The organism is Ornithinimicrobium cryptoxanthini, assembly GCF_023923205.1.
Lineage (GTDB): Bacteria > Actinomycetota > Actinomycetes > Actinomycetales > Dermatophilaceae > Ornithinicoccus > Ornithinicoccus cryptoxanthini.
Window position 1 is genome coordinate 3,178,040 of record NZ_CP099490.1, and the last position, 19,889, is coordinate 3,197,928.

The following is a 19,889-nucleotide window of genomic DNA, read 5'->3' on the forward strand; positions in this document are numbered from 1 at the left end:
TTTGTGGGGTGATCTTCATCGGGGCCCCCGCGAAGTATCGGAGTGAGGAACGAACGTAGAACTTTGTGGGGTGATCTTCATCGGGGCCCCCGCGAAGTATCGGAGTGAGGAACGAACGTAGAACTTTGTGGGGTGATCTTCATCGGGGCCCCCGCAAAGTATCGGAGTGAGGAACGAACGTCGGACGTGCTGGGCTGGTCACTTGTAACTCCGTTGCTTCAGCTCGATGAACTTATAGCTCAGTGTTTCCTTGTGCAGGACCGGGCTCTCGCCCTCGCCGCCCCACTCCCATCCGCCGACATAAAGGAACTCGTCGTCGTTGCGCAGCGCCTCGCCGTCCTCGGTCTGGCTCTCGGCGCGGAAGTGTCCGCCACAGGACTCACGCCGGTGCAGCGCGTCGATGCACATAAGCTCACCGAGCTCGAGGAAGTCGGCGACCCGCCCCGCCTTCTCCAACGACTGGTTGAGCGTGTCGGCCGAGCCGAGGACGCGCACGTTGCGCCAGAACTCCTCCCGCAGCGATCGGATCAGGTCGATCGCCTTGCGCAGGCCCTCCTCGGTGCGCTCCATGCCGCAGTACTCCCACATGATGTGCCCGAGCTCTTTGTGGAAGGAGTCGACCGAGCGCTCACCGCTGATGCCGAGCAGCATCTGGATCCGGCTCTCGACCGAGTCCTGCGCCTCGATCACGGCAGGGTGCGTGGGGTCGATCGGCTCGTAGGGGCCGTCGGCCAGGTAGTTGCGGATGGTGTTGGGGAGCACGAAGTAGCCGTCGGCGAGCCCCTGCATGAGCGCCGAGGCCCCCAGGCGGTTGGCGCCGTGGTCGGAGAAGTTCGCCTCGCCCGTCACGAACAGGCCGGGGATGCTGGACTGCAGGTCGTAGTCGACCCAGAGCCCGCCCATCGTGTAGTGCACGGCCGGATAGATCCGCATCGGCACCTGGTAGGGGTCCTCGCCGGTGATCTGCTTGTACATGTCGAAGAGGTTGCCGTATTTGTTCCGCACCGCGTCCTCGCCCAGCCGCTCGATCGCGTCGCGGAAGTCCAGGTAGACGCCACGACGGAAGTCGCCGACCTTGGGGCCGACCCCGCGGCCCTCGTCACACATGTTCTTGGCCTGCCGGGAGGCGATGTCGCGGGGCACCAGGTTGCCGAAGGCCGGATAGAGCCGCTCGAGGTAGTAGTCGCGGTCCTCGGTGGGGATCTCGCGCGGGTCCTTCTCGCAGTCCTCGATGCGCTTGGGCACCCAGATGCGCCCGTCGTTGCGCAACGACTCGCTCATCAGGGTCAGCTTGGACTGGTGGTCCCCGCTGACCGGGATGCAGGTCGGGTGGATCTGCGTGTAGCAGGGGTTGGCGAAGTAGGCGCCCTTGCGGTGCGCCCGCCAGGAGGCGGTGACGTTGCAGCCCATCGCGTTGGTCGACAGGAAGTAGACGTTGCCGTAGCCCCCGGACGCCAGCACGACGGCGTCGGCCAGGTGGGTCTCGATCTCGCCGGTGACCATGTCGCGGGCGATGATGCCGCGGGCCCGAGGACCAGCACCGTCGTCGATGACAATAAGTTCCAGCATCTCGTGGCGGGAGTACATCTTGACCGTGCCGGCACCGATCTGGCGCTCCAGCGCCTGGTAGGCACCGATCAGCAGCTGCTGACCCGTCTGGCCGCGCGCATAGAAGGTGCGCGAGACCTGCACACCGCCGAAGGATCGGTTGTCCAGCAGGCCGCCGTACTCCCGCGCGAACGGCACGCCCTGGGCCACGCACTGGTCGATGATGTCCGCGCTGACCTCGGCCAGTCGGTAGGTGTTGCTCTCGCGGGAGCGGTAGTCGCCACCCTTGGTCGTGTCATAGAAGAGCCGGTAGATCGAGTCACCGTCGCCCTTGTAGTTCTTGGCGGCGTTGATGCCACCCTGCGCGGCGATCGAGTGCGCCCGTCGTGGGCTGTCCTGATAGCAGAACGACTTGACGTTGTAGCCGGCCTCCCCCAGGGTCGCCCCCGCCGAGGCCCCGGCCAGGCCGGTGCCCACGATGATCACGTCGAGCTTGCGCCGGTTGGCGGGGTTGACCAGCTTGGCGTCGAACTGCCGCTGGGTCCACATCCTGTCGATCGGCACGTCAGGGGCCGCGCTGTCGGCGATGGGCTCACCCTCGCGGTAGAGCCCCTCGATCAGGGGTGCGTTCATCGTGTCTGCTCCGTCCGGGTGCGCCGAGCGATCATGGGATAAGTCCGAGGAGGATGGCCACTGGGGGCGCCGCAAAGCCGACCACGACGACGGACGCCACGAGGATGGCGGCCAGTCGCAGCCGCTCGGCAGCCTCCAGGCTGGTGTTCAGGCCCAGCGTCATCCCCGCGGACCACACCCCGTGCAGCAGGTGCATGCCCAGGGCCACCACGGCGAACAAGTAGATGAGGACGGCCCACCACTGCTCGAAGCTGGCGACCAGCCGGTCAGCCGGGTTGTCATAGGAGCCGCCGATGTTGATGGTGTGCGTCGTGAAGTGCAGCAGGTGGAAGATCACGAAGATGAAGATCGCGACCCCACCCCAGCGCATCGAGTTCTTCACGAAGCGGGCCCACTGACCCTTGCGCTGGTAGTAGCCCTTGGTGCGGGCAGAGCCGGCGCGGCGCCAGAGGGTGACGGCCGAGGCGACGTGCAGCACGAGGCTGACCAGCAGCGTCACGCGCATCACCCAGAGGAACCCGCCCTCGGGCAGCATCGGGGAGCCGAAGGTGCGCAGGTGGTGGGCATACTCGTTGAACTGCTCCTCGCCCCCGAAGATCATCAGGTTGCCATACATGTGCGCGAGGATGAACCCAAGGAAGATCAGCCCGGTGACAGCCATCACCGTCTTGAGCACGATGCTCGAGGTCCTGGGCCGCGTGCCTGCGGAAATCGTTGAGGTGGCCACGGCACAGGACTGTACTACCCACGTCAGCGTCCGGTGAGGAAGGCCACCTACTATGAGCGCCGTGACCGAACCGTCGGGGGCGCCTTCGCGCCTGCGCGAGCGGCTCCTCGGCCCGGCGGTCAGCAGGCGTGCGGCAGCCTGGGGGTGGTGGGGGCCGCTGCTCGTGATGGCCGTCGGGGGCGTGGCGCGCTTCATCAACCTCGGACACCCGACCTCGTTGGTCTTCGACGAGACCTACTACGTCAAGCAGGGTTGGTCGTTGATCCGGTTCGGCACCGAGATGGACATCAGGGAGGGGCTGGAAGAGCCCGACGAGCTCTTCACCGCGGGCAACCCAGATGTCTTCGGCACGACACCCGACATGGTGGTGCACCCGCCGATCGGCAAGTGGATGATCGGCGCGGGTGAGTGGCTCTTCGGCGTGGAGAACCCGTTCAGCTGGCGGTTCGCCGCCGCGGTGGTGGGCACCCTGTCGATCCTGCTGATCGGACGCGCGGCGTGGCGGATGTTCCACAACCCGCTCCTGGCGACGGCTGCCGCGACGCTGCTGGCCGCTGACGGCCACCACTTCGTGCACTCCCGGACCGGGCTGCTCGACGTGTTCGTGATGTTCTGGGCACTCGCGGCGTTCTGCCTCCTGCTCGTCGACCGGGACCATGGCCGGGCTCGTCTGGCCGCGCGGGTCAGCGCCCTGGCACCACCACCCGGGAGTATGTCGTGGGGCCCGGGGCTCGGGATCCGCTGGTGGCGCGTGGCCGCGGGCGTGAGCCTGGGGCTGTGCATCGGCACCAAGTGGTCGGGGCTGTTCTTCCTGGCCGCCTTCGGCCTGATGACGGTCTGGTGGGACATCGGTGCCCGTCGCGCTGCCGGGGCGCAGAACTGGTTCCGCGGCTCGGTCGTGCGCGACGGCATACCCGCCTTCCTGCAGCTGGTGCCGGTCGCCCTGGTGACCTACCTGCTCAGCTGGAGCGGATGGTTCCTGACCGACCACGGCTACAAGCGGCAGTGGGCCGCCGACCACCCGGCCACCGGCCTGGCCTCCCTGGTGCCGGACCCGCTGCGGTCGCTGTGGTCCTATCACCAAGAGGTCATGGGCTTCCACGTCGGCCTGCACAACGAGCACGCGTGGTCCTCCAACCCCTGGTCGTGGATCGTGCAGGGACGGCCGACACTGTTCTACTCCCGCTGGCCCAAGCTCGGGGAGAGCGGATGCGAGGTGAACGACTGCGTCACCTACATCGCCTCGCTGGGCAACCTGCTGGTCTGGTGGGGTGCCACGGCCGGGCTGCTCGTCGTCGCCTTCATGTGGCTCATCGGCCGGGACTGGCGCGCCGGTGCCGCGCTGTCCGGGCTGATCGCCGGGTGGCTGCCGTGGTTCATGTATCAGACCCGCACCATCTACAGCTTCTATGCGGTCGCCTTCGTGCCCTGGCTGGTCCTGATCGTCACCTACTGTCTCTCGCTGGCGCTCGGCCGCGCCGATGACCCGCTGGTGCGACGGCGCTGGGGCGCGGCGATCGTGATCGTCTATGTGACCGCGGCCGTGGCGCTGTTCATCTGGTACTACCCGGTCTATACGGCCCAGACGATCCCGCGCGAGCAGTGGAGCCTGCGCCTGTGGTTCGACTTCTGGACCTGATCGGCCGGGTCGGTGCCGTCAGCGGTCGCGTGCCGTCGGTCAGCGCCCGTAGCGGTCGGGGTGCTGCCACGGCCAGTCGGTCCTGATCCAGTCGGCCACCGCGTCGGCGAGCGGGACGTCGAGACCGGCGTGACTGGCGCGCACCCACGACTGGACGCTGACGTCGTGGCCCGACTCGGTCGTCGGATAGAGATAGACGCACCCGATGACATCTCCATCGCCCGGGTCAAGCACCGTGAAGGTGAACCCCTTGCGGGCCGCGAAATCCGCCTCGTGGCGGGTCAGGTCCTGCAGGTTCCGCTCGGGAGTCATCCCGTCCGGGAGCGGCCAGCTGCCGTCCGGATAGCCAGGCGTGGACCGGATGTGCTCGGTGCTGGACATCCACGCGGCGAGGTCGGCGTCGTTGTGCTGCGGACCGAGCGGCTCGAGACGGAAGCGGTCCCTGCTCAGCGTGCGGGGTGGCTCGAAGCCGTCGGGCACGAAGTCGCTGGGGGTCATGGTGCGACCGTAGCCCGAGCCGGCGGACCTAGGTGGTCAGCCCCATCGCCTCAGCAAGGAGCAGGTGCTGGCGACCGTCCTGGGCCCGACCTGCTCGCTGGAGCGTGCGCGCGAGGAGCAGGTGAGCATAGGCCTCGCTCGGCCACCGTCCCACCACGGTCGACAACACGTCCTCGGCCCGCCCGAGCTGCGCAGAGTGGTAGTAGGCCCGCGCCAGCCAGATCTGCAGCTCGACCTGGTCCGGCTCCTCGACGACCAGGGTCTCGAAGATCTCCGCGGCCTTGGTGAACTGCTTGTTCTCGAAGAGGAACGTGGCGCGGTCGTAGGTCCCGCTCAGGTCCTGCTCCATCATGACTCCTTCCCGGTCGTGGCCACTCGCGTCGCGATGAACTGGTCGATCACCGCCGGTGTGCCGGCACTGGCTAGTTCAACAGCCCAGGGCAGCGGAATATTGCTGATGGTGACGACCTCCGGACCGGCGGCTGTCGTGGCCAGCAGATCAGCCAGTCCGCGTCGCCGCTGGAAGAAGGACTGCTGGACGACCCAACCGATGACGCCGCCGCGCTCCAGGACCACCCGCTGGCGCTGGAGAGCGCCGCTGCGGCTGACCAGGTGCGCCGGGGTGAGCACGTGTCCCAGGTTGCGGAAGGCCAGCTCGGCCAGGCCCAGGCTGACCAGCCCGACCCCGACGGCAACCGCTCCCACCGTCCACCAGGGCAGGTCGCGCCACCAGGTCAGGCCGGCCATGACGGCGGTGAAGAACGCTGTCGGCCACACGCTCTGGAACAGCAGTCGCCGGTGCGCCATCGGCCCGTGGCCGCGGACCGGCACTGTGAGTGGTCCATCGGCCCCGAGCACGCTGTGGCCTACCGACTCCGCCACCACGCGCGGGCAGGGCGGGAGCAGCTTGGTGGCGCCGCCGGAACCGACCCCCGTCGCCAGGGACGTCAGCTCACCGCCCCGGACCGCGCGCAGCAGCAACGGCTCGGTCAGCTGGACGCCCCGGATCCGGGCCTCCTCGACCGTGGTGGACGTGGTGGTGAGCAGGCCACGCGTGAGTCGGATCGTCCCGCCCGGCTCCCGGACGAGTTTCAGGTTCCACCACTGCAGCACATAGTTCAGGGTCGACACCACGAGCCAGCCGACCACCAGGACGAGGAGCAGCCCCAGCACGACCGCCACGACCGCCTGGGCGAGCACCCAGTCGTAGGCACCGGTCACGCTGTCCTGGTCGAGGAAGCCGAGGTCGTCGCCGAACTGCATGAGCAGACCGAAGGCCGTCGCGACGATCACCAGGCTGGACAGGCTGAACGGCGCGAACCGCAACCAGGACCAGTTGATCTCGGCGAGCACCTCGTCCTCGGCCAGCACCGGCTGACCGGGAGGTGCCGGTGGGACCGGAGCGTCCGGCATACTCCCTGCGGTTGCTGGGTCGGACGCACTGTCCGCAGCCGCCTCGGCAGGACCGAGCCCTGCGGCCCCGCGGCCCCGTGCGCCGCGCAGCAGGAGGTATTCGCGCAGCCGGGCAGCGTCCTCCTGAGCGAGGCCGTCGAGCTCGAGCCGGGTGTCGTCGACCCCCGTGCCGACCTTGGCGCGCGCCAGCCCCAGGAGCCGGTGCAGGGGCGGCGACTCCAGGTCGACGCTGCGCACCCGGTCCAGCGGGGCGGTCTTCTCGGACTTGTTGATCAGCCCCGTCTTCACCTGCAGCTGGGTGTCGGTGAATCGGTAGTGCGTCGTGAACCACGGGATCAGGCCGAAGGCGAGGGCGGCGACCACCAGGAGCGGCAGCACGCGCACCGACCAGCCGTTGTCGGACTGGCTGACCCCGATGAAGGCGATCAGGATCGGGAAGGCCATCGACCAGAGCACGCGCACCGGGTGCACCAGGAGCATGCGCGGGGACTGCCGGTGCCACTCCCGGTCGCGAACGGCCTCCGGTGGCGGCAGGTCGTAGGCCGGACCCGCGGGCGGTCCGGGGTGCTGCGGACCTGAAGGCTCGGGCTGCGCCAGCCCGGGCGGTTGCGGCCCGGGGTGCTGCGGTCCGGTCGGCGGCTCCATGGGCGGGCCTTGCGCTGTCACGTCGCATCACCCTCGTCATGTCCGGTGATCTCGGTCAGGTCGGCCACGATCCGCTTGGCGGTCTGCTGGTCGAGGCAGTTGATCGAGATGGGCCCGGACGCCGAGGCGGTGGTCACGGTGATGGAGGCCAGGCCAAACATTCGCTGGATCGCACCCTGCGTCGAGTCGACCGTCTGCACCCGCGAGAGGGGGGCGATGCGCTGCTCGATGTTGAGCCAGCCCGAGCGGGTATAGATGGCGGTGGGGGTCACCTCCCACCGGTGCACGGCATATTTGAACCGCGGGACGACCAGGGTCTCGACGAGTGCGCCGAGCACGAGCAGCACGAGGATCGCGGTCGCCCACCACCACTTCTCGGGGAGTACGACGAAATAGACCACCGCCGCGACGACCAGCAGGATCCCCTCCCAGATCAGGGCACTGGTGCGCCAGTAGCCGATCGCGCGGGGCGAGACCTTGTTGATGGGCTCCCGCAGGGCCGGGTCGCCGGTCACCGTGCTCATGACTGACCCCCGATCGTCGCGACCATCAGGGCCTTGATCGTGTGCATCCGGTTCTCCGCCTGGTCGAAGACGATGCTGGCCGGTGACTCGAAGACCTCGTCGGTCACCTCGGCACCCTGGGCCAGGTGGGGATACCGCCTCACCAGGTCACGGCCGGTCTTGGTCCCGGTGTCGTGGAAGGCCGGTAGGCAGTGCATGAACTTGGCGTCCGGATTGCCGGTGGCTTCCATCAGGGTGGTGTTGACCTGATAGGGCAGCAGGAGATCGACCCGCTCCGCCCACGCCTCCGCAGGCTCACCCATCGAGACCCAGATGTCGGTATGCACGAAGTCGACCCCGTCGACCGCCTCCCGCACGTCCTCGGTCAGGGTGAGGCGAGCGCCGGTCTGGTCCGCGATCGCCTGGCACTGCGCGACGAGCTCGTCGGTGGGCTGCAACGCCCCGGGGGCCCCGATCCGGACGTCCATGCCGAGCTTGGCACCGATCAGCAGCAGCGAGTTGCCCATGTTGTTGCGGGCGTCCCCGACGTAGGCGTAGGCGATCTGCTCCAGCGGCTTGTCGGTGTGCTCTGTCATGGTGAGCACGTCGGCCAGCATCTGGGTGGGGTGCCAGTCGTCGGTGAGGCCGTTGTAGACCGGCACCCCGGCATACTCGGCGAGCTCCTCGACGACGGCCTGCTCTGACCCGCGGTACTGGATGGCGTCGAACATGCGACCCAGCACCCGCGCGGTGTCCCGGATCGACTCCTTGTGCCCGATCTGGGTGGAGGCGGGCTCCAGGAAGGTCGTCGAGCCGCCCTGGTCGTGCGCGGCGACCTCGAAGGCGCTGCGGGTGCGGGTGGAGGTCTTCTCAAAGATCAGCGCGATGTTCTTGCCGACCAGGAGTCGCTCCTCAGTGCCGGCTCGCTTGGCGGCCTTGAGCTGTGCGGCGAGGTCCAGCAGATCGCGGATCTCCTCGGGGCTCTCCTCGACCAGGCTCAACAGACTGCGGCCCCGTAGGTCTCGTGCCATCTCGCGTCCTTCCCACCTTCCACTCACACGCGACCAGGGCGGGTGTCACCGTGGTCCTCGCCGGGCGCCCCGACGTCGGGGTCTATCGTCGCACTGCCGGACCTGCTGGCCTACGCTGCACCTCGTGACCCGCCTGGAGCTGCCCGCCACCGGTGGCCTCGAGGCGGACGCGACCCTGACGACCCTGGCCAACCACGCGACGCCGGGCAGCGAGGTCGTGACGATGGGCGCTCCTGGGCAGCGCGGCACCTACCGACGTCTCCTGGACCTGGCGGGTCGGCCCACCGCGGTCACGTTCGAGATCCATGCCGGCGGCATCACCCTGACCGCTCACCCAGACGACGCTGCCACCGCGCCCTTGCTTGCCGAGGCTGCAGACCTGACCCGTTGGTGGTTCGACCTGGACACCGATCCCGCACCGGTCAGCGCCCGCCTCGCTGCCGACCCCCGTCTGGCTTCCCTGGTGGCACGGCGCCCCGCGCTGCGGCCGGTGCGCCACCCGGCGGGCTTCGAGGCATCAGTCGACACGGTCCTGGGCCAACAGGTGACCCTCGCCTCGGCGCGACTGTTCGGGGAACGGTTGCGGGCGGCATACTCCCCCGGCGTCGTGGCTGGCCTGCGCGTCTTCCCCGGTCCCACGGCACTGCTGGCCGCGCCCCTGGAGGAGCTGCGCGCGGCGGTCGGCCTCACTACCAGTCGGGCCAGGACGGTCCAGGCAGTGGCCCAGCTGTTTGCCGACGGGTTCGAGCTGGTGGCCGGGACGGATCCTTGTCTCGCCCGGGTGGGGCTGCTGCAGGTGCCGGGTATCGGCCCGTGGACCGTGGAGTACCTCGCGCTGCGGGCCCTCGGTGACGCCGATGCGTTCCCTGCCTCAGACGCCGTGGTGCGGCGGGTCCTCGGCGGTGCCGGGTCCCGGGCCGCCGAGGAGGAGTCGCAGGCGTGGCGCCCCTACCGAGCCTGGGCCACGGCGCACCTGTGGGCAGCCCAGACCACCACGTGAGCGTGGGGTCGGTCAGCGCACCACGGCACGGCGCGCGTCGAGCCGGCGCTCCACGAACTTGAGCGCCTCGTCGAACCAGAGCACGGAGCTGGCCATGACCGCGCACACCAGCCAGTGCCAGAGATCGAGCGAGGCCGTGCCGAAGGCTTGCTGCAGCACGGGCAGGTGCACGACCGCGACCTGAGAGGCGACACCGAAAGCGACAGCGGCCAGCAACCACCTGTTGCTCAGCAGCCCGTGGAAGGCGCTGGTGGTCTGCGATCGGGAGTTGAAGACGTTGTAGAGCTGGGCCAGCACCAGGGTCGTGAAGCCAGCGGTGCGGGCCACCTCGAGGGTGTCGCTGCCCTCGACCAGACCGCCCGGCAGGAAGATGTCGATCGTGAGCAGCGTGGCCACGGCCATCACCGCCCCGACCGCCACGATGCCTCCCCACATGCGGGCGTCGATGACGCGCTCACCGACCGCCCGGGGCCGCCGCGCCATCACATCGTCGGTCTCGGGGTCCACCCCCAGCGCCAGCGCGGGTGCCGAGTCGGTGACCAGGTTGATCCACAGGATCTGGGTCGCCAGCAGCGGCAGCACGACCGCGTCCTGGCTGGCCGCGGTCAGTCCGATGACACCGGCGAGCACCACCCCGAGGAAAACCGTGAGGACCTCGCCCATGTTGGACGACAGCAGGTAGCGCAGGAACTTCTTGATGTTGTCGAAGATCACCCGGCCCTGCCGGACGGCGGCGACGATCGTGGCGAAGTTGTCGTCAGCCAGGATCATCGACCCGGCCTCCTTGGTGACCTCGGTGCCGGTGATGCCCATCGCGACACCGATGTCGGCCGACTTCAGTGCGGGCGCGTCATTGACGCCGTCGCCGGTCATCGCGACGATCTCCCCCGCCTCCTGCAGGGCGTCCACGATCCGCAGCTTGTGCTCGGGCGCGACGCGGGCGAAGACGTTGACCCGGGAGACCACGTCGGCGAACCCGGGCCGGTCGAGAGCGTCCAGGTCGATGCCTGTCACCGCCTCCGCGCCCTCCTCGGCGATCCCGAGGTCCTGCGCGATCCGCAGGGCCGTGGAGGGGTGGTCGCCGGTGATCATCACGACCCGTATGCCGGCCCGGTGCGCCTCGCGGACCGCCTCACCGGCTGAGTCGCGCGGCGGGTCGATCATGCCGACGGTGCCGACGTAGACCAGATCGTGCTCAAGCTGCTCCGCCGCCTCCGCCGGAACCTGGCCGGAGGCGATCGCCTCGACGCCGACCTCCTCGACCCGCAGGGAGCGGTAGGCGACGCCCATCGTGCGCATGGCCCGACCGGAGAGCACCTCGACGTCGGCGAGGATCGCGGCGCGGGTTCCCTCGTCCAGCGGCCGGGTCTGCAGTCCGTCGCGCACCGCGGTGCACCGCTGCAGCAGGATGTCCGGGGCGCCCTTGCTGATCAGCACCGGCCGGTCGTCGTGCTCATGGTCCAGATGCAGCGTGGACATCCGCTTCCGCTCTGAGGTGAAGGGCACCTCACCGACGCGGGTGAAGCGGGCGGTGCGCCGTTCGGTCAGTCCCATCTTGCGCTCGGCCACGAGGAAAGCCGCTTCGGTGGGGTCCCCCAGGATCTGCCACTCCCCGTCCTCCTCCCGCAGCTCGGAGTTGGAGGCCAGCGAGCCCCCCGCCAGGACCACGACGTCCTCGGCGCGCTGGGCCTCGAGGCCGCCGCCACCGCCCTCGGTGGTGGCTGCCAGCACCACGCCGTTGGCGATGACGTCCCCCTCGGGGCGATAGCCCACCCCGGTGACCTCGGCCGTCCCCGAGGAGGTGAGGACCGTCTGGAGGGTCATCTCGTTGTTGGTCAGGGTGCCGGTCTTGTCCGAGCAGATCACCGAGGCGGAGCCCAGTGTCTCGACGGAGCTGAGGTTCTTGACGATGGCGTTGCGCTGGGCCATCCGCTGCACGCCGATGGACAGCACGACGGACAGGATCGCCGGCAGGCCCTCCGGGACGGCGGCGACGGCCAGCGAGACTCCCAGCAGGAGCACGGTGACCGCGTCGTCGAGGGTGTTGACCCCGCTGATCAGCCACACGGTCCCCATGACCACCGCCGCGATCACGATCACAATGGCCCCGAGCATCTTGCCGATCAGCGCGATCTCGCGCTCCAGGGGTGTCGGCTCACGCTGGGTCTGCTCCAGCATCGTGGCGATGGCACCCATCTCGGTGTCCATCGCGGTCCCCGTCACGACCGTCCGCCCGGTGCCCTGAGTGACAGCCGTGCCCTTGAAGACCATGTTGGTGCGGTCGCCGAGGGGTTCCCCACCGGCAAGCACCCCGGGCCTCTTGGTCACGGCGGTCGACTCACCAGTGAGCGACGCCTCGGCGACCCGGAGGGCGTTGGCCTGGACCACGCGGGCGTCCGCGCCGATGCTGTCCCCCTCGGCGAGCACCAGCAGGTCGCCGCGGACCAGGTCCGAGGCGGGCACGAGCTGGGTCCGCCCGTCACGGACGACCGTCGCGTGCGACGCGGTCATCCGCTGCAGCGCCGCCACGGCCTCCTCGGCCCGGGCCTCCTGGCTATAGCCCAGGATCGCGTTGGCGATGACGATGAGGGTGATGACGATCGAGTCCGTGGGGAGGCCGTTGGCGCCCTCGACGACCCAGGCGAAGGTGGCGATCACGACGGCTGCGAGCAGCAGATAGATCAGCGGGTCCTGGAACTGGGCCAGGACCTTGCGCCAGGTGGGCACCGGTGGGGCAGAACGGAGCTCGTTGGGCCCGTCGGAGTCCAGACGGGCGGCGGCCTCCACCTGCGTCAGGCCTCGTTCCGGGTCGGTGTCGACTGCGGAGACGACCTCGGCGAGCTCGGTGGTGGACGGGTTCCCCTGGATGGCGGCCACACCCTATTGTCTCGCGCCGGCGCCCGTTCCCACCGGCGGGGCCGGCTCGACTGGGCTGGCGGCTGCCCAGCGTGCCCAGGTTGGCGGGGGGCGCAATACGCTCGCCCTATGAGCCGTCCCGCTGCCCTGCCGACCGATCTGGAGATCGCGAGCGCCGCCACCCTGCGACCGATCGCCGACGTCGCCACCGACCTGGGCATCGCCCCCGAGCACGTCGAGCCCTATGGCCGGGACGTCGCCAAGATCGACCTCGCCGCCGCGGCAGCCGCACCCCGCGGGAAGTATGTCGTGGTGTCGGCGATCACCCCCACTCCCCTGGGTGAGGGCAAGACGACCGTGGTCGTCGGTCTCAGCCAGGCCCTGCGGCGGCTCGGGACCAACGCGGTAGCAACGTTGCGGCAGCCCTCGATGGGCCCGACCTTCGGGATCAAGGGCGGCGCCGCCGGTGGCGGCTACAGCCAGGTGGTGCCGATGGAGCGGCTCAACCTGCATCTGACCGGCGACTTCCACGCCATCACGGCGGCGCACAACCTGCTGGCCGCCGCAGTGGACAACCACCTGCACTTCGGCAACGAGCTCGGCCTGGACGTGCGCAACATCACCTGGCGCCGCGTGATGGACGTCAACGACCGCTCGCTGCGCAACGTCGTGGTGGGACTGGGCGCCCGCGCGGATGGTCTCGTGCGGGAGACGGGCTTCGACATCACCGCCGCCTCCGAGGTGATGGTGCTGATGACTCTGGCCACGTCATACCAGGATCTGCGGGCGAGGCTGGGCCGGATCGTGGTCGGCTACAAGGGCGTGGGCAAGCCGGTGAGCGCCGAGGATCTCGGGGTCGCCGGCGCGATGGCTGTCATCCTCAAGGACGCGCTCAAACCCAACCTGCTCCAGACGCTCGAAGGGGGGCCCGCCCTGATCCACTGCGGGCCGTTCGGCAACATCGCCACCGGCACGTCCTCGGTCGTGGCTGACCAGGTGGCGCTGAGCCACGCGGAGGTGGTGGTCACCGAGGCCGGGTTCGGCGCCGACATGGGCGCCGAGAGGTTCTTCAACGTCAAGTGTCGGCTGGGGGGTCTGCAGCCCGACGCCGTCGTCCTGGTGGCCACGGTGCGTGCCCTCAAGGTGCACTCCGGCAACTACGACATCAGGGCTGGTCGCGCTCTCCCGCAGGAGCTCTTCGCGGAGAACCCGGAGGAGGTCAGGGCTGGCCTGGCGAACCTGCGCAAGCACCTCGAGATCATCCAGGCCTTCGGCGTCAGTCCGGTCGTGGCCATCAACGCCTTTCCTCAGGACCACGACAGCGAGCACGCGGTGATTGCTGAGCTCGCGGCCGAGCTGGGCGTCCGCTGCGCGGTGAGTCGGCACGTCGCCGAGGGTGGAGCCGGAGCCGAGGACCTGGCCCGCGAGGTGCTGGCCGCTGCGGAGGAACCGACCCGGTTCACCACGACATACGCGCTGGAGGACACCCTCGCGGAGAAGATCGAGGCGATCGCGACCAAGGTCTACGGGGCTGACGGGGTCGACTACTCCCCGGACGCAGCCAAGGCCCTGCAGACCTATGAGGACGCGGGCTTTGGTGACCTGCCCGTTGTGATCGCCAAGACCCACCTGTCGATCAGCTCCGACCCGGCCCTGATGGGAGCCCCCAGCGGGTGGCGCCTGCCGGTGCGCGAGGTCCGGGCCAACGTCGGCGCCGGCTATGTCTATGCCATCGCCGGAGACATGCGCACGATGCCCGGCCTCAGCCGCCACCCCAACGCCGAGCGCATCGAGCTGGCACCAGACGGGACGGTCAGCGGGCTGTCCTGAAGGGCACCTGCATGGATCCTTCCCACGATCTGCCCGGCGAATTCAAGGGGTCTGCGCAACGGTGAGTAGTTCGGCGAGTCTAGCGGCGGGAGTCGCGAAGCCGAGTGTTTTGCGGGGTCGGGTGTTCAGGAGGTCCTGGGCGTCACGGACTTCTTCGTCGGTGACCTTGGCGAAGTCGGTGCCTTTGGGGAAGAAGTCACGGATCAGGCCGTTGGTGTTCTCGTTGGTGCCGCGTTGCCAGGGTGAGTGCGGGTCACAGAAGTAGACCTGGCAGTCACTGGCCAGTGTGAAATCAGCGTGCTCAGCCAGCTCAGATCCTTGGTCCCAGGTGATGGTTCGGCGCAGGTCGCCCGGGAGGTCGGCGACCATCTGGATCAGGGCCTGGGTCACGGTCGGGGCGTCGTGGCGGTCCGGGAGTCGGTAGATCAGCACGTTGCGGGTGGCCCGCTCGGCCAGGGTGATCAACGCGGTGGCGCCCTTGGCACCGATGACGAGGTCTCCTTCCCAGTGGCCGGGCACGGCCCGGTCGGCCACCTCGGCAGGTCGGGCGCTGATGTGGTTGTCCTCATCGATCCAGGACCGGCTGCTGGCCTTGGGCGGCAGCTTGGAGCGGGGCTTGCGGCTCGTGCGGCCGGTGCGGGTGGCCTTGGCCACCTTCACCTCGTGACGCAGGGAGCCTTTGCCCTGGACGTACAGCGCTTGGTAGATCGTCTCGTGGGACACCCACATATCTTCCTCGTCCGGGTAGCTGAGACGCAGGTCAGCAGCGACCTGCTCGGGCGACCACCTCTTGTTCAGCCGCTCGATCACCGCGGCTCGCAACCGCGGGCAGGACAACCGGCGGGCCTGCGGACGGGCCGCCGCGGCAGTGGCAAGGTCCTGCGCGGCCCGAGCGCGGTAGCCGGCTCGGTCAGCGAACCGGGCCAGCTCCCGACCGATCGTGGAGCGGTGCACGCCCAGCACCCTGGCGATATGGGCGTTGGTCGCGGTGGTGCCAGCCAGGTGCTGGAGCACCCCGCGCCCGGCCTGGGTCAACCGGCCCCGCTCATCGCGGTAGTCCTCATCCATAGGTACAGCAGGTACCAGGCTCGCGCGAGCCGCCGCCCGCGACGCGCCGTCCAACCCCCCGATCCCACCGGGTTGCCCGGACCACCCCTGCGCGACGATCCACCGGTACAGGGTCGACTCGTTGATGCCGAGCGTGCGGGCGACCGCTGTCAGGCTCTTTCCCTCGGCAAGCATTCCGAACGCTTCGGCGCGACGCTGTGCACTGCTCGGCTGGCCCACCTGACCGGCCACCCGCACCGGAGCGATCAACTCCTCCCCGGCCGGGGTCAGCAAGCCCCGGGCATCGACATAACCGCCCTCAAGGAAGCCAGCCGGCAACAGCTCCGGTCGCAAGACGAGCTGGTCGGCGGCCACACCCGTGGCCCGCACCCAACGAAGCACCGACGACCGGTCCCGGGCCAAGACCCTGCCCACCTCCTCCAGAGCCATCCCAGCAGCCACCAAACCCAGACCATACGAACGCAGCACCATGCCTCCCGGCAGATTGGTGTTGCGCTGACCCCTGAACCCAAGCCCTCAGCGTGTGAAGGATGCGCTCAACTGCACGCCAGGGACCGTGACGACGCGCGGGCGTCCGCGTCCGGAACGCACTGAGGCCGCCCGCTCGGACGGCCTCAGTGATGCTTCTCAGCTCTGTGCGGAGAGCAACCTGGTGGAGCTGAGGGGAATCGAACCCCTGACCTTCTCATTGCGAACGAGACGCGCTACCAACTGCGCCACAGCCCCAGGTGCAGCAACAGACTGTAGCACCGGGAACGGCGATTCTCCGATTCCCGGGAGGCGCGCAACGGCGCTCAGGTCAGCCGCTCATCCGAGCTCGGCGAGGTCGTCAGCCGTCGGCTCCCACAGACCAGCGTCCGCGTTGGCCCGGACCTGCTCGCCGCTGGTCACACCGGCGATGACCGATGCCACGGCGGGCTGGGCAGCCAGGCCACCGATCGCGACCTGCAGCATGGTCAGGCCGCGCCCGTCGGCAAAGGTCTGCAGGCGCTCGATCTCGTCCCAGTCCGCGCCAGCCAGGCGCTCAGCCTGGTTGTCGGCCGCGAGCCGGCTCCCCTCGGGTGCGGCCTGGCCCCGGCTGTATTTCCCCGTCAGCAGGCCGTACTCGAGCGGAAAGAACGGGAGTATGCCGACCCCCACCGTCTCGCAGGCCGGCACCAGCTCGTCCTCGGCCGCGCGGTCCAGCAGGGAGTACTTGTTCTGTGCGGAGATGAAGGCGCTGTAGCCGCTGGTCCGGGCGGTCCAGTCGGCCTCAACGACCTGCCAGCCGGCGAGGTTGGAGGAGCCGATGTAACGCACCTTGCCCTCGGCGACGAGCTCGGTCAGGGCAGCCAGGGTCTCGTCGATCGGGGTGACCGGGTCGGGGCGGTGCAGCTGGTAGAGGTCGATCCACTCCGTGTCCAGCCGCCGCAGGCTCGCCTCGACCGCCTTGCGGATGTAACGCCGCGAGCCGCGAGCGCCCCAGTCGGGGCCGTTGCCTCCCTGCATGTCCATCCCGAACTTGGTCGCGACGACGACCTCCTCGCGGCGTGCGCCCAGGGCGCGTCCCAGCAGCTCCTCGGACTGCCCCAGGCCATAGGTGTCAGAGGTGTCGAACAGCGTGATCCCCGAGTCGATCGCGGCATCGACGATCTCACGCACGATGTCTCCGTCGATGCGGGTGCCGAATGCATTGCACCCGATGCCGACCGTGCTGACGCGCAGGCCGGAGTCACCCAGTGGGCGATAGGTCATCTCAGTCATGACACCAACCGTACGTGCCGGCACCGCCTCACGATGCCGTGGCCGGTTAGGACGCGGCCGCTGCGGCGCGCCGGCGGATGAGGTGCGAGATCCACAGCAGGAACAGCTGGTGCACCGGCGGCACGGACGGGTCCAGGTCGAGGGTCGCCCGTGACGACCAGGTGCTCGCCTGCTTCCCGACCCCGACGGACCTGCCGTCGCGCTGGACCCGGTGGGTCGTCTGCCAGAACCCCTCGGGTCCGATCTCATAGGTCGCACCGTCGCCGGTGATGGTCCACGCGGAGCGCCAAGCGCTCGCCCTGGTGGCTCGCAGGACCACGCGCGGGTTGCGTGCGAGTCGGGCGACCCGGTCTCTGCCATCGCGACCGAACGTCCAGGCCTGGCCGCCGATCACGAGCTCGGCTCCCTCACGCCAGGTCTCCGGGTCCACTGTGGCGACCTGCTCCCCGTCCAGAAGGATCGGCACGACGCCGCCCTTCTTTGCTCCCCACTCCAACATGCCTCCACGATAGCCAGCCCCCAGGGAGCGTCAGACCCACGGCATACGGTGACACCGTGGACCAACCCGTCGCGCCGACCCGTGAGGGGCTCCTCGTCGCGGACGGCACTGCCGGTGACCAGCTGATCCCGTGGGAGGACGCGGCGAGGTGGGTCCGCGGGCAAGAGGTGGCGGGCGAGATCCGTTGGGTGTGGCCCGACACGGCGTCGGTCTATCCCCGGCTCCTGGCCGCGGGGGTCCGGCTCGAGCGCTGCCACGACCTGCGGCTGTGTCACGCGATCCTCGCGCTCGCCTCCCCCGCACCGTGGTCGGCGCCGCCCTGGCTGTCCCGCGCGGCGCCAGAGCCACTCGTGCCGGCTGCGCCGACGCTGCTCGACGACCTGACCCCGGACAGCTCCCCATCACTGGCCGACGTGGTCGCCGAGCACCAGCAGCAGCTGGCAGCGGTCGCCGCCTCCGCGGACCCAGGACGTCTGCGGTTGCTGCTCGCCGCCGAGTCGGCGGGAGCTCTCATCGCCGCCGAGATGCGCCACGACGGACTGCCCTGGGACCGAGCGAGGCACGAGGTGATCCTCACCGCTGAGCTCGGACCCCGCCCGCCCCAGGACCGCCGCCCCGAGCGGTTGGAGCAGCTCGCCGCACAGGTCCGGGAGCTGCTGCACAGCCCGGACCTGAACCCCGACTCGCAGGTGTCACTGCTCAAGGCCCTGCGCAACGCCGGGCTCAACATCACCTCCACCGCCAAGTGGGAGCTCACCAGGCAGTCGCACCCGGTGGTGGCGCCGCTGCTGGACTACAAGCGACTGGCGCGCCTGCTCTCCGCCAACGGGTGGCACTGGCTGGACAAGTGGGTGGACCCTGGCGAGGGCGGCCGACAGGGTCGGTTCCGCACCGACTATGTGCCCGGCGGCGTGGTGACCGGACGCTGGGCCACGAGCGGCGGGGGTGCGATGCAGATCCCCCGGACCGTCCGGGGCGCGGTCGTCGCCGACCCGGGGTGGCGGCTTGTGGTCGCGGATGCCGCGCAGGTCGAGCCCCGGGCACTCGCCGGCATGGCGGCCGACCTCGCCCTGGCCACGGCCGGACAGGACGGCGACCTGTATGCCGGGCTGGTCACCTCTGGGGTCGTCGACACCCGGGAGCGGGCCAAGGTCGGCATGCTCTCGGCGCTCTATGGCGGCACCTCGGGCGAGGCCGGGGTGCTGCTCCCACAGCTGCGCCGCGCCTATCCCCGGGCGACGGGGTTGGTGGACCACGCGGCCGGTGTCGGGGAGCGCGGAGGCACCGTGCGCACCTGGCTCGGACGCACCAGTCCACCCCCAGGCTCGGGCTGGCACGCCGTCCAGGGCAGGGCCGGGGAGTCCGACGCAGCGGCGCCCGACGAGCGGATGGCGCGCAGCCAGGCCCGCAACCGCGGCCGGTTCACCCGCAACTTCGTGGTCCAGGGCACGGCCGCGGAGTGGGCGCTCTGCTGGATGGCCGAGACCCGGCGCCGGTTGCGCGCGCTCGATCCGGTGGAGCACGACGACGGGCCGGGCCAGGGCCACCCGCACCTGGTCTTCTTCCTCCACGACGAGGTCGTGGTCCACACCCCTGAGGGGCTCGCTGCCGAGGTGGCGGACATCCTGCGGGAGTCCGCCGAGAGTGCGGGGCGGCTGCTGTTCGGCGGCTTCCCGATCACCTTCCCGTTGCACGTGGCGACGGTCACGAGTTATGACCAGGCCGACAAATAGTCCAGGCACTACCGAGCCTGTGCTAGCACCGCTAGCATCAACTGTGGCGACAATCACCATTCGACAGCTCGACGACGAGGTGCGTCGGCTGCTCAAGGTGCGGGCCGCACTCCACAACAGGTCCATGGAGGCCGAGGTCCGGCACATCCTCACCTCCGCCGCACTGGATGTCGACGGTCAGTGGTCCACTGCCCGCACGCGCCGGCCGACGGACGACCCTCGGCCCACCCTCCGCCTCACGGAGCGTGAGGAGGAGGTCTGCGACCTCGTCGCCCTGGGTCTGAGCAACCGGCGCATCGCCGCTCGGCTCTATCTGTCCGAGCGCACCGTGGAGAGCCACGTCAGCGCCATCCTGCGCAAGCTGGACTTCCCGAGTCGCTCCTCGATCGCGCACTGGCACGCCAGGCGTCCGCCCCAGAGCTGACGTCCCGAGACCGGGTGTTTCCACTGATGCTGGCCGTCAAGAGCCGCCCTAGGTTCGTGTCAGGTGTAGCCATGCCCTCGGGGTGATGACCCCGGCTGA

16 protein-coding genes and 1 tRNA gene are annotated in these 19,889 nt (G+C 69.5%); 5 read left to right on the plus strand and 12 right to left on the minus strand.

All coding sequences use genetic code 11. The annotated features are described in order from the left end of the window. Positions 1–198: 198 nt before the first annotated feature. On the minus strand, positions 199–2,181 hold the full coding sequence (locus NF557_RS14565; RefSeq protein WP_252620286.1) for a fumarate reductase/succinate dehydrogenase flavoprotein subunit: 1,983 nt from the start codon (positions 2,179–2,181) through the stop codon (positions 199–201). A 31-nt stretch (positions 2,182–2,212) separates the two neighbouring features. Continuing rightward, positions 2,213–2,908: a succinate dehydrogenase cytochrome b subunit gene (locus tag NF557_RS14570; RefSeq protein WP_252620288.1), complete on the minus strand. Its 696-nt coding sequence runs from the start codon at positions 2,906–2,908 to the stop codon at positions 2,213–2,215. Between the two features lie 52 nt (positions 2,909–2,960). Here NF557_RS14570 and NF557_RS14575 point away from each other — a divergent pair, with 52 nt between their 5' ends. Then, positions 2,961–4,547, plus strand: a complete 1,587-nt coding sequence (locus tag NF557_RS14575; protein ID WP_370584215.1) for a dolichyl-phosphate-mannose--protein mannosyltransferase — start codon at positions 2,961–2,963, stop codon at positions 4,545–4,547. Positions 4,548–4,586: 39 nt separating this feature from the next. Here the strand turns inward: NF557_RS14575 and NF557_RS14580 are convergent, their stop codons facing one another. From NF557_RS14580 to NF557_RS14600, 5 genes are read right to left on the minus strand one after another with little or no spacing between them, the layout of a single operon-like run. Then, positions 4,587–5,045, minus strand: a complete 459-nt coding sequence (locus NF557_RS14580; RefSeq protein WP_252620295.1) for a GNAT family N-acetyltransferase — start codon at positions 5,043–5,045, stop codon at positions 4,587–4,589. A 28-nt stretch (positions 5,046–5,073) separates the two neighbouring features. After that, entirely contained in the window at positions 5,074–5,397 is a 324-nt protein-coding gene (locus tag NF557_RS14585) for a tetratricopeptide repeat protein (protein ID WP_252620297.1), read from the minus strand. Next, positions 5,394–7,124 carry a PH domain-containing protein gene (locus NF557_RS14590; protein WP_252620298.1) on the minus strand — a complete coding sequence of 577 codons (1,731 nt, stop codon included), beginning with the start codon at positions 7,122–7,124 and terminating at the stop codon, positions 5,394–5,396. Before NF557_RS14590 ends, NF557_RS14585 begins: the two co-directional genes overlap by 4 nt. Then, complete coding sequence (locus tag NF557_RS14595) at positions 7,121–7,627, minus strand: PH domain-containing protein (protein ID WP_252620300.1); 507 nt, start codon at positions 7,625–7,627, stop codon at positions 7,121–7,123. The genes NF557_RS14590 and NF557_RS14595 overlap by 4 nt, the downstream gene beginning before the upstream one ends. Continuing rightward, the gene (locus tag NF557_RS14600) at positions 7,624–8,637 is read right to left on the minus strand and encodes an ornithine carbamoyltransferase (RefSeq protein ID WP_252620302.1); all 1,014 of its coding nucleotides are present in this window, start codon (positions 8,635–8,637) and stop codon (positions 7,624–7,626) included. The genes NF557_RS14595 and NF557_RS14600 overlap by 4 nt, the downstream gene beginning before the upstream one ends. A 124-nt stretch (positions 8,638–8,761) precedes the next feature. Here NF557_RS14600 and NF557_RS14605 point away from each other — a divergent pair, with 124 nt between their 5' ends. Next, complete coding sequence (locus NF557_RS14605; RefSeq protein WP_252620304.1) at positions 8,762–9,637, plus strand: DNA-3-methyladenine glycosylase family protein; 876 nt, start codon at positions 8,762–8,764, stop codon at positions 9,635–9,637. A gap of 12 nt (positions 9,638–9,649) precedes the next feature. On the opposite strand, the gene NF557_RS14610 is transcribed toward NF557_RS14605, so the two are convergent. Further along, positions 9,650–12,514, minus strand: coding sequence for a cation-translocating P-type ATPase (locus NF557_RS14610; RefSeq protein WP_252620306.1), 2,865 nt, complete (start codon positions 12,512–12,514; stop codon positions 9,650–9,652). A gap of 108 nt (positions 12,515–12,622) precedes the next feature. Between NF557_RS14610 and NF557_RS14615 the strand changes: the two genes are divergently transcribed. Next, positions 12,623–14,323 carry a formate--tetrahydrofolate ligase gene (locus NF557_RS14615; RefSeq protein WP_252620307.1) on the plus strand — a complete coding sequence of 567 codons (1,701 nt, stop codon included), beginning with the start codon at positions 12,623–12,625 and terminating at the stop codon, positions 14,321–14,323. Positions 14,324–14,365: 42 nt separating this feature from the next. Here NF557_RS14615 and NF557_RS17895 read toward each other — a convergent pair whose 3' ends face one another. The 4 genes from NF557_RS17895 to NF557_RS14635 all read right to left on the minus strand — a co-directional run bounded on the left by NF557_RS17895 (position 14,366) and on the right by NF557_RS14635 (position 17,633). Beyond that, a complete protein-coding gene (locus tag NF557_RS17895) occupies positions 14,366–15,862 on the minus strand; it encodes an IS30 family transposase (RefSeq protein ID WP_425342940.1) in 1,497 nt (498 codons plus the stop codon). 179 nt (positions 15,863–16,041) lie between these two features. Further along, positions 16,042–16,117, minus strand: a tRNA-Ala gene (locus tag NF557_RS14625). Between the two features lie 81 nt (positions 16,118–16,198). Continuing rightward, a complete protein-coding gene (locus NF557_RS14630; RefSeq protein WP_252620309.1) occupies positions 16,199–17,134 on the minus strand; it encodes an aldo/keto reductase in 936 nt (311 codons plus the stop codon). A gap of 46 nt (positions 17,135–17,180) precedes the next feature. After that, positions 17,181–17,633: a hypothetical protein gene (locus NF557_RS14635; protein WP_252620311.1), complete on the minus strand. Its 453-nt coding sequence runs from the start codon at positions 17,631–17,633 to the stop codon at positions 17,181–17,183. A gap of 56 nt (positions 17,634–17,689) precedes the next feature. Between NF557_RS14635 and NF557_RS14640 the strand changes: the two genes are divergently transcribed. Both NF557_RS14640 and NF557_RS14645 read left to right on the plus strand, forming a co-directional pair. Then, the gene (locus tag NF557_RS14640) at positions 17,690–19,366 is read left to right on the plus strand and encodes a bifunctional 3'-5' exonuclease/DNA polymerase (RefSeq protein ID WP_280923964.1); all 1,677 of its coding nucleotides are present in this window, start codon (positions 17,690–17,692) and stop codon (positions 19,364–19,366) included. A gap of 43 nt (positions 19,367–19,409) precedes the next feature. Further along, a complete protein-coding gene (locus NF557_RS14645) occupies positions 19,410–19,790 on the plus strand; it encodes a FitA-like ribbon-helix-helix domain-containing protein (protein WP_252620312.1) in 381 nt (126 codons plus the stop codon). The last annotated feature ends 99 nt before the right edge of the window (positions 19,791–19,889 follow it).

Coding starts and splice junctions, on each gene's coding strand:
- NF557_RS14595 (WP_252620300.1), bottom strand. CDS start 7,627: ATGAGCACGGTGACCGGCGACCCGGCCCTGCGGGAGCCCATCAACAAG.
- NF557_RS14575 (WP_370584215.1), top strand. CDS start 2,961: ATGAGCGCCGTGACCGAACCGTCGGGGGCGCCTTCGCGCCTGCGCGAG.
- NF557_RS14585 (WP_252620297.1), bottom strand. CDS start 5,397: ATGATGGAGCAGGACCTGAGCGGGACCTACGACCGCGCCACGTTCCTC.
- NF557_RS14615 (WP_252620307.1), top strand. CDS start 12,623: ATGAGCCGTCCCGCTGCCCTGCCGACCGATCTGGAGATCGCGAGCGCC.
- NF557_RS17895 (WP_425342940.1), bottom strand. CDS start 15,862: ATGGTGCTGCGTTCGTATGGTCTGGGTTTGGTGGCTGCTGGGATGGCT.
- NF557_RS14635 (WP_252620311.1), bottom strand. CDS start 17,633: ATGTTGGAGTGGGGAGCAAAGAAGGGCGGCGTCGTGCCGATCCTTCTG.
- NF557_RS14580 (WP_252620295.1), bottom strand. CDS start 5,045: ATGACCCCCAGCGACTTCGTGCCCGACGGCTTCGAGCCACCCCGCACG.
- NF557_RS14600 (WP_252620302.1), bottom strand. CDS start 8,637: ATGGCACGAGACCTACGGGGCCGCAGTCTGTTGAGCCTGGTCGAGGAG.
- NF557_RS14565 (WP_252620286.1), bottom strand. CDS start 2,181: ATGAACGCACCCCTGATCGAGGGGCTCTACCGCGAGGGTGAGCCCATC.
- NF557_RS14630 (WP_252620309.1), bottom strand. CDS start 17,134: ATGACTGAGATGACCTATCGCCCACTGGGTGACTCCGGCCTGCGCGTC.